At 59.4% G+C, this 15,180-nt stretch carries 11 protein-coding genes; all 11 read right to left on the minus strand.

Annotated features, from left to right (window positions below):
• Positions 1 to 126: 126 nt before the first annotated feature.
• Positions 127 to 1,851, minus strand: a complete 1,725-nt coding sequence (locus tag AC5XE7_RS19030; protein ID WP_495367237.1) for an AMP-binding protein — start codon at positions 1,849 to 1,851, stop codon at positions 127 to 129.
• Positions 1,852 to 1,874: 23 nt separating this feature from the next.
• Entirely contained in the window at positions 1,875 to 2,747 is an 873-nt protein-coding gene (locus AC5XE7_RS19035) for an ABC transporter permease (protein WP_495367236.1), read from the minus strand.
• The gene (locus AC5XE7_RS19040; RefSeq protein ID WP_495367235.1) at positions 2,744 to 3,703 is read right to left on the minus strand and encodes an ABC transporter permease; all 960 of its coding nucleotides are present in this window, start codon (positions 3,701 to 3,703) and stop codon (positions 2,744 to 2,746) included. The genes AC5XE7_RS19035 and AC5XE7_RS19040 overlap by 4 nt, the downstream gene beginning before the upstream one ends.
• Before the next feature lie 26 nt (positions 3,704 to 3,729).
• Positions 3,730 to 5,313: an ABC transporter substrate-binding protein gene (locus AC5XE7_RS19045; RefSeq protein WP_495367234.1), complete on the minus strand. Its 1,584-nt coding sequence runs from the start codon at positions 5,311 to 5,313 to the stop codon at positions 3,730 to 3,732.
• Positions 5,314 to 5,349: 36 nt separating this feature from the next.
• A complete protein-coding gene (locus AC5XE7_RS19050; protein ID WP_495367233.1) occupies positions 5,350 to 6,357 on the minus strand; it encodes an ABC transporter ATP-binding protein in 1,008 nt (335 codons plus the stop codon).
• Positions 6,354 to 7,373, minus strand: coding sequence for an ABC transporter ATP-binding protein (locus AC5XE7_RS19055; protein WP_495367232.1), 1,020 nt, complete (start codon positions 7,371 to 7,373; stop codon positions 6,354 to 6,356). The genes AC5XE7_RS19050 and AC5XE7_RS19055 overlap by 4 nt, the downstream gene beginning before the upstream one ends.
• Positions 7,374 to 7,691: 318 nt before the next feature.
• A complete protein-coding gene (locus AC5XE7_RS19060; protein ID WP_495367231.1) occupies positions 7,692 to 8,390 on the minus strand; it encodes a GntR family transcriptional regulator in 699 nt (232 codons plus the stop codon).
• A gap of 174 nt (positions 8,391 to 8,564) precedes the next feature.
• Positions 8,565 to 11,903 (minus strand): carboxyl transferase domain-containing protein, encoded by a 3,339-nt coding sequence (locus AC5XE7_RS19065; RefSeq protein ID WP_495367230.1) that lies wholly within the window; start codon positions 11,901 to 11,903, stop codon positions 8,565 to 8,567.
• Positions 11,904 to 12,050: 147 nt separating this feature from the next.
• On the minus strand, positions 12,051 to 13,121 hold the full coding sequence (locus tag AC5XE7_RS19070; protein ID WP_495367229.1) for an acyl-CoA dehydrogenase family protein: 1,071 nt from the start codon (positions 13,119 to 13,121) through the stop codon (positions 12,051 to 12,053).
• 3 nt (positions 13,122 to 13,124) lie between these two features.
• The gene (locus AC5XE7_RS19075; RefSeq protein ID WP_495367228.1) at positions 13,125 to 14,312 is read right to left on the minus strand and encodes an acyl-CoA dehydrogenase family protein; all 1,188 of its coding nucleotides are present in this window, start codon (positions 14,310 to 14,312) and stop codon (positions 13,125 to 13,127) included.
• Between the two features lie 70 nt (positions 14,313 to 14,382).
• Positions 14,383 to 15,180 (minus strand): SDR family NAD(P)-dependent oxidoreductase, encoded by a 798-nt coding sequence (locus AC5XE7_RS19080; RefSeq protein ID WP_495367261.1) that lies wholly within the window; start codon positions 15,178 to 15,180, stop codon positions 14,383 to 14,385.

A 15,180-nucleotide genomic window follows, 5' to 3' on the forward strand; every position in this document is an offset into this window, starting at 1 on the left:
AGGACCGCCAGTCGGCGGTCCTTTTTGTTCATGGCAAATGCAAAGCATGTCTGACGGGCGCACGTTCTTTGCGATTGCGTTTCTTGCCCCTGCGTTGCCTGGAGCCTGCGGAGTGGGCCTGCCCCGTCAGGAATGCGCGTCCGCAACGGGGTTTTCGAGCAGGGCCGGAAGCTCCGTCTTCCGGACTTTGCCGGTGGGGGTGAGCGGCAATGCGTCGATCACAATGATTTCCGGCACTTTGTAGGCGGCAATACGCTGGCGCAGCCAGTTCGCGATATCGGTTGCGGACACACTATCCTTTTGACCGGGCTTCAGCTCGACAAAGGCGACGGGGATCTGCCCCTTCTCATCATCGGGCCGTGCAATCACGCCAGAACCAACGACTACAGGATGCTTGCCGAGCAGAGCCTCGATCTCCGCCGGAAAGATGCTCATGCCCTTGACCTTGATCATCTCCTTGCGGCGGCCGAGATAATGGAGATAACCGTGGCTGTCGATGAGGCCGATGTCTCCCGAATAAAACCAGCCATTTCGCAAGGCCGATGCGCTTTCGTCGGGACGGTTCCAATACCCCTTCAACAGCGAGGGTGAGCGAATGACAATCTCGCCTTCCGCGTCCAGAGGCACGATGGCCCCGGTCTCGAAATCGCAAATCTTGAACTCATTGCCCGGAACGGGAAGGCCGACGAAAATCGGCTGAGTCTTCAGATCGTAATCGTCATCCTGCATCCCCGTGGTGAAGGTATTGGACGTGTGGGTCTCCGTCATGCCCCAGGCGGACTCCGACAGGATGGTTCCCGTCAGTTCAAACCATCTCTGGCGATACTCGATGTTCAGCTTCTTGACAAAGGACGTCACACGCACGGAGCGCAACGAAGACAGATCGAACTCTCTGAACCGTGGGTGATCCATCAGTTCGACGGCGCCATCAACCATGAGCGCCATGTTGGTCGCCCTGTAGCGCGACACAGCCTGCAATATCCCGACGGGATCCCAACGCGTCATCAGGACAAGGGGGCAGCCCGTAATCGTCGGATAGATCAATGCCGCGTTTTCCCCGGCGATCCAGAACTCGGGAAAATAGCTGAGCCAGACAATGTCTTCGGCCGCTCCCATGGCCACGGACCAGTTGGCGGCCCCGGTGAAAACCATGTCGCGCTGGGTGTGAATGCAGCCCTTGGGCAACCCGGTTGTGCCGCCGGTGTAATTCAGGGCCGCCGGCGAATCCAAATCCGCACCCTCGACCCGGTTCGCAGAAGCGCTGCGGACCGCGGAGAGAAAATCGACGGCATCGGGGCATTCGACCGACGCGGCCCGAACGAAATCCGGCACCTGAATTGTCGGATCGGCGGGCAACATATGCGACAGGCTGGTGGAAAAGACATGTTCCGGAGCGACTTCCCCGCGCACCGCCCGCACAAGCGGCATCAGCGTATCGAGCGTGACCAGCACCTTCGCCGAGGAGTCCGTCAGGTGATAGGACAGCTCAAACTCCTTGGAGAGTGGACTGATAGGCACATGGATGGCGCCGAGCTTCAAAATACCGAAGAATGCAATGTGAAATTGCGGACAGTTCGGCATGAAAATCGCGACACGATCGCCTTTTTGCACCCCGCAATCCAGCAAAACATTGGCAAAGCTTTCGCTCAGCCGGTCCAGCTCGGCAAAGGTGAACTCAGTGCCATAATAGACCAGCGCCGTCTCATCGCCTTTCACCTCACCCCAATGGCGCAGATAATCTGTCAGGGGACGCTCTCCGAGCGGATAGGTGACGTCTATGGGAACCAGCTTTGGCCATGAGGCCGCACGGATACGATCGAGTTCGTCCAGATAGCTTTGTTCGTCAATCATGGTTTATCTCCCCAGCTCCCAGATCATGCGCGCGAAGTCGGATCGAGTGCCTGTCGCAGGGACTCGCCCAGCGCGTTGAAGGCCATTGCCGTAATGAGGATTGCGATTCCGGGCGCGTACATCTGTGTCGGTTCGATTTCTATGTAGAGATAAGCGCGGGCGATCATCGAGCCCCAGCTCGAATCCGGCGCCTGCATTCCAAGGCCAAGAAAACTCAGGCTCGCCTCGGCCAGCAAGGCTACCGCCATCAGCATCGTCAGCTGCACGATAACCGGCTGGATCGCGTTGGGCAGGATATGCCGCCGCAGTATTCGCATCGTGGACGCCCCGAAGCAGCGCGCGGCATCGACATAAAGCTCCTGCCTCAGCACCAGCGTGCGGGCACGAACAAGGCGCGCCAGTTGCGGGGCAAACACGATGCCGACCGATATCATCGCATTGGTAAGCCCGATCCCCAGAGCTCCGGTCACGGCTATGGCCAGAACGATCGACGGGAACGACAGGAAGGTGTCGATCACGCGACTGATGATCGTATCCGTCCAACCACCTGCATAACCTGCGATCAGGCCGATGGGGATGCCGAGAAGTGCAGCAACGCCGACAGCGATGAAAGCGGCATAGATCGAAGCGGAAGCGCCATAAACGAGCCGACTGAAAATATCGCGCCCCAGGTCGTCGGTACCAAGCCAGTGGGTGCCCGAAGGTGGCTCAAGCATGGCTACATAATCTTGTGCCGTGGGATCGAATGGAGCAACCAGCGGGGCGAAAATCGCGCAGCCGATGATGACGGTAAGCGCAATTGTGCTGAGCAGGGTGCGCATGTCGCTGACAATGAACCGCGCCACAGGCCCAAGACGCCATGAGGATGATGGCGGCGAAAGACTCACATCGGTCATTTCTGGCTAATCCTTGGATCGAGGACGCTGTAGAGCATATCGGTCAGAAGATTGACGATAATGACCGTCAGAACCATCACAAGAACGATGCCCTGCACGACCGGGAAGTCCCTCTGCAAAGCAGCGTTGACGATGGAATTCCCCATTCCCGGAATGGCGAAGACCACTTCAACGACCACCGTGGCGGCAAGGGTGCGATTGATCAGCAGGCTGATTACGGTGAGAAGATTCACACTCACATTTCGCAGTCCGTGCTTCCAGAGAATGACCGCCGGCGACAGCCCCTTGGCATGAAGGGTCCGTACATATTGCGATGACAGGATCTCGGTCAGGGAACTGCGCAACTGCCGCGCCACCTCGGAGATCCCGCTGGACGAGAGTGCAACTGCCGGCAGGGTCGAGTACCAGATCGCACTTCCTATATCTTCGAAGGGTGAGACGAATCCGGTTGCGGGGAACCACATCCGGTTGAGCGCGAAGGAAGCCACGAAGATCATGGCGATCCAGAAATTCGGCAAAGCAATGCCGATCGAAGATATGGTCATGACGAAGCTGTCCAGCCGCGAACGCGGGCGGCTGGCGGCAAGAATACCCAGAGGCACACCTATGCCGACAGAAAGCAGGATGGCGTAGAAAACGATGAAGAGCGTGTTGGGAAACACGCGCATCACCGTATCAAGCACGGCCTCCCCGGACAGCAGAGAAAGAGAAAGATCTCCCTGTACTGCCTTGCCAAGCCAGGACAGGTACTGGACGAGAAAGGGACGATCGAGACCGTATAGCTGGCGAATCTCGGCGATCCGCTGCTCGCTGGCGCTTTCGCCCGCCAATGTGATCGCCACATCGCCCGGCAGCAACTTCATCAGGGTGAACACCATGAAAGTTGCCAGCAGCACCACGGGAATAGCCTGCAGCAACCGGCTGGCAACAATCCTGCCTTGGCTCTTGCTTAACATATTGTCCTCAAGCGTATGCGCCGATCTCAGTTCGACAGCGTGACCTGGCTGAATTTCGGCTTGCCGGGCAGATTGCTGTAGAAATTCTCGACGTTTGCGGTGGTGACATCCACTTCATAACGAACCGAAAGCGGGATACAGATCGCCGATTCATGAGCCAGTTTCTGGGCTACTGTGAGAGCCTTGGTCCGCTCGCCCTGATCGCCCGTGGCGCGGCTTTGCGTGATTGCTTCATCGAAGCCCTCGGGAGGAGCAACCTTGCCGGTGTTGAAGTACGACTCCCTGGAAAACAGCAGATCGTAGCTCATGCTGGGATCAGGCCGGCCCGTCCATGCCGAAAAGAGGACGTCGCCCACCTTCTCCTGTCCGAAGTAGCGGCCTGAAGCTTCTGCAATCGGTGCATTGGTGAAGCGCCCCCGGATGCCGAGCCGCGAAAGCTGGTCCATGATCAGTTCCTGCCTCTGGACAGAGGCCTGATCCGCATAGCCCCGGAAATCGAGTTGCAGGCCGTCAGCAAAACCGGCTTCCTTCAAAAGCGCTCTGGCCCGATCCGGATCATAAGCGGACAATTCGGCCGCTTCCTTTGAATAGGCCCAATGCGACTCTGGCAAAAAGGTTGGCGCAGGCTCGCCCACGCCCGCCTGGGTCGCAAGTACGAAGGCATTGCGATCGATACCGATATTGAGGGCCTTCCGAACCCGCTGGTCCCGCAAAGGGCCGCGCGAGGCGTTCAGGTAGAGAGTATAGATATACAGCGTCGGGCTCTGGATCAGCTTCAGCCGCTTGTCACGCTTGATGATGGGAAGCTGGCGCTCGGACAGCTGATAGCAGATATGCGCCTGTCCGGACTGAACAGCCCGCAAACGGGTTGCCGCTTCGGGGATGATCAACAGATCGATCGCCTTTACACCCGGGGCATCATCGCGCCAGTACCCTTCATAAGCTTCGCCTGACACACGCTCGCCATCCGTCCAGCTTACAAATTTCCACGGACCGGCACCGACGGGCACCCGGTCGACACGGCCATCTTCACTTTCCTGAAGGGCTTTGGCCGAAACCATCATGCCCGCACGATCGGAAAGAATGAGAGGCAACGCGCTGTCGGGATATTTCAGATGCAGCGTCACCTGAAGCGGGCCCGTCACCTCCACGCTTTCCACGCTTTCGAGGTCAGCCCGGATATTGGACACCTCCGCGCTTCTGTTGCGGTCGAGATTGACCTTCACCGCCTCCGCATCGAACGGAGTTCCGTCATGGAAAGTAACGTTCTCCTGCAGGTCGAGAACGAGCGTCTTTGGATCGGAGAACTCAAAAGTGCGGGCAAGTCCCGGGCGCGGCGCCAGTGTTTCCGGCTCCCAGTCGATGAGCGTATCGAAAAAGTTGAAGAGCAGAACGTGATCCGAACCGGCTCCGCCGGTTGCAGGGTCGAGGCTTGAAGGATTTGCGGATGCAGCAACGATCAGCTTGTCCAACGCCTGCGCTTTTGCCCGGTCAGGAAAGCCAATGGCGCCGATGGCAGCGGTGCTGGCCAGGCCTATGAGAAAATGGCGACGACGCAGGTTGGGCAGAAACTTGCCGATCGCACGCTTTTCATTATCAGAGATCGTCATTCGAAATCCTCCCTTATGAACTTAGGTCCCAATCCTCTAAGCCGCGGCAGTGAGATTCAGAGTTTCGGCAAAGTGACAGGATACGAACTGGCCGGGCCGCAACTCGCGCCAATCCGGAACCTCCACTTCGCAACGCTTTTCGGCAAACGGACACCGTGTGCGGAAACGGCACCCCGCTGGTGGCGAGATCGGGCTCGGTATTTCGCCGGTAAGCGCGATCCGCTGGTTCTTGCGCAGATGAGACGGGAGCGGCTCGGGCTCGGCTGAAAGAAGCGCTGCCGTATAGGGATGCAATGGACGATGCATCACATCTTCCGTCGTCCCAAGTTCCATGAAGCGGCCAAGATAGGTCACCGCCACCCGGTCGCTGGCATGTGCGACCACCGAGATGTCATGAGCGATAAAGGCGAAAGCTATCCCGTAATCTTTTTGTATCTTATTGAAGAGATTAAGAATTTCTCCGCGAATGGAGACATCGAGCGCAGCGACCACTTCGTCGCAGACAACAAATCTCGGCTCAAGCGGCAGGATGCGCGCAATATTGGCGCGCTGCTTCTGGCCGCCTGAAAGCTGATGCGGATAGCGTGTCGCAAGATCCGGGCGTAGGCCGACGCTTTCCAGCGACTCCAGCGCTTTGCGGTGCATTTCGCTCCTGCTCAAACCTCCCTGAATGATCATCGGCTCAAGGAGGCTCTCCAGAATGGTCATGCGGGGATTGAGAGAGGCATTCGGATCCTGAAAAATGATCTGATAGCGACGGCGACGCTCGCGATATACCTTGCGCGGCAAGTTGCTGAGCGGTGCGCCTTCATAGAGGATCGTACCCTCCGTAGGCTCGAGCAGAGCAGCCAGCGCACGTCCTATGGTCGTCTTGCCCGATCCGGACTCTCCGATAATTCCAAAGGTTTCGGCCGGCATGATCTGGAAGTCGACACCGTCCACCGCTTTCACGGTCTCCGAACTGCCAGTAACCGGAAATCTGATCCGGAGCCCCCTGACGTCAACGACAGGCGCGCGCTCCACTCCATCCGAAACCGCCGTCATGCCGAGGCTCCTTCCAGATTGATTTGGTCGTTTCGCCAGCACCGGACAAGGCGATCGGCATCCACCGAATCAAGCGATTGCGGTCTGGCGCAGCCCTGTGTTTCAAAAGCGCACCGCGCGCGAAACCGGCAACCGACAGGCATGTTGTCCGGTGCGGGCACACGGCCCGGAATGAATGCCAGCTCGCCGCGCTTCTGATTGAGCTTCGGGAGAGAGCGCAAGAGGCCCGATGTGTAGGGATGACGGGGCTTCATAAGAACGTCATCGACAGGAGCGTCCTCCACCACCTGCCCCGCATACATTGTCAGCATGCGCGTGCAGGTTTCCGCCACCACCCCAAGATCATGGGTGATGAACAACAAGGCCGTTCCGGCTTCCTCGCTCAGGCGATAGAGGAGATCCATGATCTGAGCCTGAATGGTGACATCGAGAGCGGTGGTGGGCTCGTCGGCGATGAGAAGCTGGGGCCGGCAGATAAGGGCCATCGCAATCATGGCGCGCTGGCGCATTCCGCCCGACAACTGATGCGGATATTCGCTATAGCGCCGCTCCGGCGCCGGAATGCCCACATCGCGAAGCGACTGGATAACCGCCTCCCGCCGCTCTGTGCGGCCAACCTTCTTGTGCACGCACAAGGCTTCGCCGATCTGATCGCCAATGGTGAAAACCGGATCGAGCGCGCTCATCGGCTCCTGAAAAATCATGGCGATTTGATTGCCACGAACCTGACGCAGCCGACGCGGCGACATTTTCAGGATGTCCTCGCCATCGAAAATGATCTCGCCTTCCGTCCGCGCCGTATGCGGCAGAAGCCGCAGCAGGGACAGACCCGTCAGCGACTTGCCGCAACCGCTTTCGCCAACGAGCCCCACACGCTCGCCACGGCGGATGGTGAAAGAAACATCTCTCGTCATCTGCAGCGGGCCGAAGCCGATGCCCAGGCCACGAACCTCGAGAAGATTCTCGTTACCGGCGGTCACGTCAGCAACTGCGCGCGCTTTCTCCGTGGCACTCATCGCGAACCGTCGAGCTCAGCGCCACACGCAATGGCATTTGGCCGAGCTGCCAGCGGCGGAAAGGTAGAGGCGGGTCGATACGCAGAAAAAGTCGCGCACTCATTTCGCGCTGATTTTCGGCCCATTTCTCTCCTCCCATTATGCTCGTCTTTCCTCCGACCACGCCCGCCTCCCGCGAACGTCCGAGGAGCGCATTGAAACGCTCATACGGTCAATTGTCAACCGAAGACAATTATCAAAGAGTGCAAGAATTCCTCTTATGCTCCAATGGCGTTGCAGAGGTCAGGGTTGGCTTCGGAAAGTTAGACGGACGGCTGGCTATTCCGCCACGAGATAGCGTTTTGTCTCGGACAGGATGGCCAGAGCTCCGTCACGGCTTTCCTCAAGCATCGTGCGCAGCTTGTTTTCGGCCGCAGTGCCATCGCGCTTTTCGATATCGTGAAAGATCGATTCGAACTGCTCGGCGCGAAGCTTGCGGGCCGGCTTGGTTGCATAATCCAGTGGTTTCGCCCAGATCGTTGTCCAGAGAGTCTGGTCGTTCAGCTCGCTCATCAGTTGGACCACCAGTTGGTTGCCGCTGGCGCGGGAAACGGCATGAACCGCCCGGGTCATGCCAAGGCCAAACGCCCCATGATCAGCGCGGCTATCGTTCGCAATACGGATCAGATCGTCAACGCGCTGGCGCAACTTGTCCATCGAAACGGCATCGACTTCGCGTTCGCACATCGTGCGAACTGCAAGACACGCCAGAGCAATACGCACATCGAAGAGGTCAGCGATCGATGCAAGCGAGATCGACAGGACATAAGCCCCCTTGCGCGGCGTTATATCCAGCAGGCGACGTTTCTGGAGTAACCGGAAAGCCTCGCGCACGGGCCCCCTGCTGACACCGAACTGCTCGGCTATCTGCTGCTCAATCATCCGTTGTCCGGCGGTGAAGCGCCCGTCAAGGATCATGACACCACAGGCGTCTGCAATCTGTTCGGGAATGGTCTTGGGGCCTGCGAGTTTTGTCACCGGGATATCCGTCCGCTTTCATGAGAGCCACACGCACGCATGTGTCCATTCTCTCAGTCATACGACACAGAAATCCGTAAGATCAAGATGAAGTGTCAATTGCCTACAATTGACACTTCATCAAAAGCCTCACCCGATACGGGAGAAAGTCCGGAAGGTTTTCCTGCCGATTCTTCACCACGTATCCACGAACGGACGCTTCCTGCCTGACAGGGGTGGACGCAAGCGAACCGACCGGAGTCCGGACAAAATCCATTTGCGGGTTTCCACAGGGTCAATGACCGCATCGATCTCGAATGTCGATGCAACCGAAACGGCCTTGCCCTGATCCCGGTATTCTTCAAGCAGTCGCTCGTAGAGGGCCTGACATTCTGCGGGATCGCTCACCTCTTCCAGTTCGCGGCGGAAGCCGAGCCTCACGGCACCTTCAAGGCCCATAGGACCGAACTCCCCTGTCGGCCAGGAGACGGTGAAGAAATTGTCGAAGGTGCCACCGCCCGCCATCGCCATCGCGCCAAGACCGTAGAACTTGCGCAGCACCACCGAGAAAAGCGGAACGCTGATTGACCGCCCGGCGACGAACATCCGGCAGACGTGGCGGACCAGGCCCGTTTTCTCCGCCTCAGGCCCCACCATGAAGCCGGGCGAGTCGCACAGGGAGATGATCGGGAGGTCGAACGCATCGCACAGTTGCAGGAAGCGAGACGCCTTGTCCGCCGCCGGCCCGTCGATGGCCCCACCGAGATGCCGAGGATTGTTGGCAATGACACCGAAAGGCTTTCCTTCGATGCGAATGAGCGCCGTGACGATTCCAACGCCGAATTCGCGACGCAGTTCGAGAACGGAATCCACGTCCGCAATCGTTTCGATCGCGTCGCGGATCTCGTAGACCCGCAAACGGTTTTCAGGGACGACATGGCGCAACCGGCGCTGATCATGGGCCTCCCAGTCCGATGTCGCGCCCTGGAAATAACCCAGATATTTGCGCGCCACCCGGCAGGCTTCGGCTTCGTTTGCCACCCGAATGTCCACAACGCCATTTGCCGTCTGCACATCGATAGGACCAATCGCCTCCGGCGGAAATATACCGAGTCCCCCGCCTTCGATCATCGCGGGACCGGCCATGCCGATATTGCTGCTTTCATCGGCGATAATGACATCGCAGCATCCCAGCAGGGCAGCATTTCCGGCAAAACAGCGGCCGGACGCGATGCCGACAAGCGGGACCTGACCGCTGAGGCGCGCAAAACTGGAAAAGGTAGGGTTCGATATGCCGGCATAGGTGGCGCGCTCGGTATCTCCCGGACGACCGCCGCCGCCTTCCGCGAACAGGATCAGGGGTATTCCCCAGTCGCCGGCCGCATGGAAGATGCGATCCAGCTTGCGGTGATGGCGCTGCCCTTGCGTGCCGGCGAGCACCATGTAGTCGCCTACTGCAAAAGCGCACCGTGCCTGGTTCTCGCCGAACTCGGCGGCATTCACCGTGCCGAGCCCGGTCAGCATGCCGTCGCCGCTTGTGTTCTGAAGCAGATCATCGAGTGTCCGGCGCTGACGTTGGGCGGCGATCGCGAGTTCGCCGAATTCCGTGAAGCTGCCTTCATCGCAAACGGCCGCAAGATTTTCCCGGGCCGTCTGTTGGCCCCGCTTATGACGTTTGGCAACCGCATCGGGACGGTTTTCGTCCTTTCCATAACCATGGAAGACCTGCACTTCGCGCAGATCATCACGAATGTGGTCGAGATCGATGACATCTTCCGCCGCAGCCGAAGCTGCCTGTTCGCCGTCGCGTTCGATGGCAAGCACGGGCGCCCCGCTTACCAGCGTCTGACCGCCAGCGGTATAGATGGCCACGATCCGACCGCTCGCGGGAGCGGCTATCACATGCTCCATCTTCATGGCTTCGAGCACAGCGAGCTGCTGGCCGGCCACCACGTCCATGCCTTGTTCGACATCGACCGACACGACCGTCGCCGGCATCGGGGCGCGGATCGTTTCCGCTCCGGGAATCTCGACATGGACTGCCGCTTCACCGACCGCCGTATCAGTCGACCAGGACGCCTTCTCCGGCAAGAACTCCATGGCGGCCTGTGCAAGATCTGCTGCATGGGCCTCAATGAAACGCGTCGTCAGATCGTTACCCTGCACTTCCGGTCGCGCGATCAGGGCGCGCAGCCATGGAATGTTCGTCTCAAGGCCATCGATCCTGAAATCGCGCAAGGCACGATCGACCTTGCGCAAAGCGGCAGGCCACATATGCGACCGTGAATGGATGATGACCTTGGCCAGCAGGCTGTCGTAGCTGGCCGACGTGCAATAGCCGGCATGTGCAAAACCATCGACACGAACGCCAATGCCGCCTGGCTGCTCATATCGCTGCAAAGTGCCGCTGGTGGGCACCGCATTCCCCTGCCCGTCCATCTGCTCCATGTTGACGCGAGCCTGAACCGCGTAGCCCGCAGACGGTTGCGGGGCATCTTCCAGCCCCAGTTCGCTCAACGTCCTGCCGCTTCCGATGCCCAGTTGCAGCGCAACGAGGTCCTGCCCATAAGCTTCCTCGGTAATCGTGTGCTCGACCTGAATCCGGGGATTGGCCTCAATGAAGAAAAAGCGCTCCTGTCCGCCGTCCACATCCATGAGGAACTCGAAGGTCCCGAGAGAACGATAGTCCACGCTTTGCGCCATCTGGAGGGCGCGGTTGGTCAGAAGGTCGCGCTCGGCGGGACTGAGCGAGGGGCTGGGCGCAATCTCAAGCACCTTCTGATGTCGCCGCTGGAGCGTGCATTCGCGCTCGCCGAAGGCAATGCATTTGCCTGTGCCATCACCCAGAACCTGAACCTCGATATGCCGCGCGCGTGGCAGGAAATGCTCGACATAGACATTTGGATCGCCAAAAGCGGCTTCCGCTTCGGATCTGCAGCGCCGCCAAGCATCCTCGACATCTTTGGCCTTGCTGACGATACGCATGCCGCGCCCGCCGCCACCTGAAATGGCCTTGATCAGCATGGTCGCGCCCGCCGGCAGGGCTTCGAAAAACGCTTTTGCCTCGCTCAGGTCGGTTGATCCAAGCGTACCGTCTATGACCGGAATGCCGAGTTCGCGGGCGCGCGCTTTCGCTGCGATCTTGTCTCCCAGCAAGGCGAGAGCTTCCGGACGCGGACCTATAAAGGTCATTCCCGCAGCCTCGACCCTGCGGGCGAATTCAGCGTTCTCCGAAAGGAAGCCGTATCCGGGGTGAACAGCATCGGCACCGGCCTTTTGGGCAACATCGAGCACCGTATCGATATCGAGATAGCCCTTTGCGCCCGTAGCCTTCAGCTCAAAAGCCTCATCGGCGCCGGCGACATGCGGAGAACCGGCTTCGTCGGACGTAAAAACCGCGATTGTTTCAATGCCAAGTTCTTCAGCCGTACGGAAGATCCGAAGAGCTATCTCTCCGCGATTGGCCACAAGCAGCCTTTGGACAGAACGGTCCGCACCGAAATCCGCCCCAAGATCTCCAGACAATGATGACATCCGGTCTTTCCCTCTTCCAGAAAGCAATACAATCCATGCGTCTCGCTGGGTCCGGGCCGCAAGACATCAGGAATTTCGGAACCCACAACCGTCGGTTCCAGTATAATCAGATGGGAATGTCACCCCATCGCACAGGCGCGCCATTTTTCACGCAGCATAGGACTGCATGACCTCCTCAAGGCAATGGTCCGTGTCGCCCAACTGGTGATCGATCATGACAAGACGTTTGGAGTAATGCGAACCGGCATATTCCCAGGTCATGCCGATGCCGCCACTCATCTGGATCGTCTCCTCCGCAACCAGACGCGCAGCCCGGCCGATGAGGTTCTTTGCCATGGCCGCCTTCAGGTCTCCGTCAGGTCCATCCAGAGCATCGGCAGCCGCAATCGTGATCGAACGGGCCTGTTCGATTTCGGTCAGCAGATCGACGGTTCGGTGCTGAAGGGCCTGGAAGCTTCCGATGGCAACGCCGAATTGGCGGCGGGTTTTGAGGTAGTCCAGAAGAAGCTCATAGGCAAACTGCATCGCGCCAACCGCTTCCGCACACAGGGCCAGCCGCCCGGCTCTGATCACGCTGTTCAGCAGCGCCCCGGCGTCCCTGGCGAGCAACACGGCCGGAGTTTCGTCCATCAGAACCTCGGCCGCGCCACCTCCGTCAATCATGCCGTAAGGCGCGATGCCAGCTGCACGGGGATCGACCTCGAAGACGGCCGGCTTGCCATCCAGCAGTGCGGCAATGAGGAGCCTATCCGCCACCTGCGCGCCATATACCGCGGTCTTGCGGCCCGAAAGAGTAAAGCCCACCCCATTTGCGCGCGCACAGGTGGCAATGCCGGCAAGGTCATAGGGGGCATCAATTTCGGAAATGCCCACCGCGTAACGGATTGACCCGTCGACAAGGCCGGCCTGATCCTTACCCACCGCGCCCAAAACACGGCTGGCAAGAAGGGCTGGCAGAAAAGGTTCTGGACACAGGGCGCGGCCCAGCGCTTCGAACACGACCGAGATATCGAAACCCGTCCCGCCAAAGCCGCCCTGCTCTTCCGGAACCAGAGCCCCCGGAATACCCATCTCGGCCAGTTCCAGCCACAGCCCCGCATCGGTGTAAGGCGCGGTATAAGCGACGCGGTTGCGCGTTTCCCAATCATACCGGCCGGCAAGGAAGCGACTGAGCGTTTCAGACAGCATCTGCCGGTCTTCAGTCATATCGAAATTCATGGCTTACAATCCCAGCATCGCTTTGGTCAGGATATTTCGCTGGATCTCGTTCGATCCGCCGAAGATCGATGTCTTGCGGTTGTTGAAATAGGTGGCGGCATTGGCCTCCGAGTTCAGCGGACCGAACATGAGATCTGCTTCGGTTATCGTTCCCGGGAATGGAGCGGCCACAGGGCCGAGCGCGCGACGGGCCAGATCACGCAGTTCCTGACTGACCTGCGTTCCCTTGATCTTGAGGATGGAAGTTTCCGGCCCGGGATGACCCTGTTTCTGCGCCTGATACAGCATGCGCAGATTCGTGATCTTCATCGCTTCCAGATCGATTTCCACGCGGGCGATGCGCGCTGCGAACAGCGGGTCCTCTATAAGAGGTTTGCCTTTGCGGATCATCCTGCGTGCAAGTGATTTCACCTCTTCCAGTGCCTGCATCGAGATGCCGACGCCCGCAATATTCGTGCGCTCGTGGCTCAGGAGGAATTTGGCGATCGTCCAGCCCTTGTTTTCCTCTCCGACGAGATTGGAGACGGGCACACGCACATTGTCGAGAAAGACTTCGTTGACCTCATAGCCACCCTCGATCAGACGGATGGGGCGCACCTCAAGCCCCGGCGAGGGGATGTCCATCATAAGAAAGCTAATGCCCTCCTGAGGCTTGCCTTCCTTTTTTGTCCGCACGAGGCAGAAGATTTTGTTGGCGTGCTGCCCAAGGGTCGTCCATGTCTTCTGCCCGTTGACGATATAGTGGTCGCCATCGCGTTCGGCGCGCGTTTTCAAACTCGCAAGATCCGACCCTGCACCGGGTTCCGAATAGCCCTGCGCCCACCAGTCTTCGCCTGAAAGAATCCGTGGCAGGATGCTGCCTTTCTGCTCCTGCGTGCCGAAATTCTGGATCACGGGCCCCAGCATGCTCGGGCCAAACGGCACGATGCGTGGTGCGCAGGCCCGATTGCATTCCACATCGAAGAGATAGCGCTCCACCGGCGTCCAGCCGGGTCCGCCATATTCTTTCGGCCACGTCGTTCCCAGCCACCCCTTGCGGCCGAGAATTTCATGCCACTCCTGTAGGACAGCGCGCGGCAATTCGGCGCCTGAACGGACGGCCGCGCAAATATGCTCTGGGAGGCTGGCGTTCAAAAAGTCCCGGACTTCCTGCTGAAAGTCCAGTTCCTGTTGCGTAAACCTCAAGTCCATTCAGGTGTCCTTTCCTGCGCGACAGAGCACGTCAAAGAGGCTGCGATCCGCTTGCCAACGCCACCGCGCATCATGCATTTTCCTGCGGGGTTTCGACTGATGCGGTCTCTCCGAACTGCCTGTTCAGCTTGCGCATGCCGCCAATCCAGCGATCGTAATCGTCGGCCTTGCGGCGCATGTAGGTTTCGACTTCGGGGTGCGGCAGCGCCAGAAACCGGCCTTCGCGGACAGCTGCGAGCCCAGTCTCGGCGACAACATCCGGCTCGATCATGCCATTGATACTCGCAACGCCTTTTTCGCGCCCCTCCGTCATGGCCGTGCGCACGGCCTGCGGACACAGAACCGTAACGCCGATGCCGTCATCGCCATAGGTCAGCGCCAGCCATTCCGCGAGCCCCACAGCCGCGTGTTTGGTGACGCCATAAGGGGCCGATCCCACCTGATTAAGCAGTCCGGCGGCCGAAGCGGTGATCAGGAAATATCCACCCCCGCGCGCCTTCATCAAAGGCACCAGCAAGCGCGCGGCGCGCACATGCGCCATGACATTGATGTCCCAAATCTTCAGCCACCGCTCATCGGCGATGTCGAAGCCACCGCGCATGATGATCCCGGCATTACCGCAGAAAAGGCCGATCGGCCCGATTTCGGCTTCCGTGCGGTCAATCAGGTTGCGAACGCCATTCTCGCTGGAGATGTCTCCCACGATGGCGGTGCCATTCACCGCGTCCGCAGTGGCTTGCGCGCCCTCAGCGTCGAGGTCGGCGCACACGATGTGCGCGGCTCCCGACTTTGCCAGTGCCAGTGCAAGCGCGCGACCAATGCCGCCCGCCGCACCCGTCACCACCGCAATCTTGCCGGCGATCTCCAT

The sequence above is a fragment of the Aquamicrobium sp. YD-1-mutant5 genome (assembly GCF_059509755.1).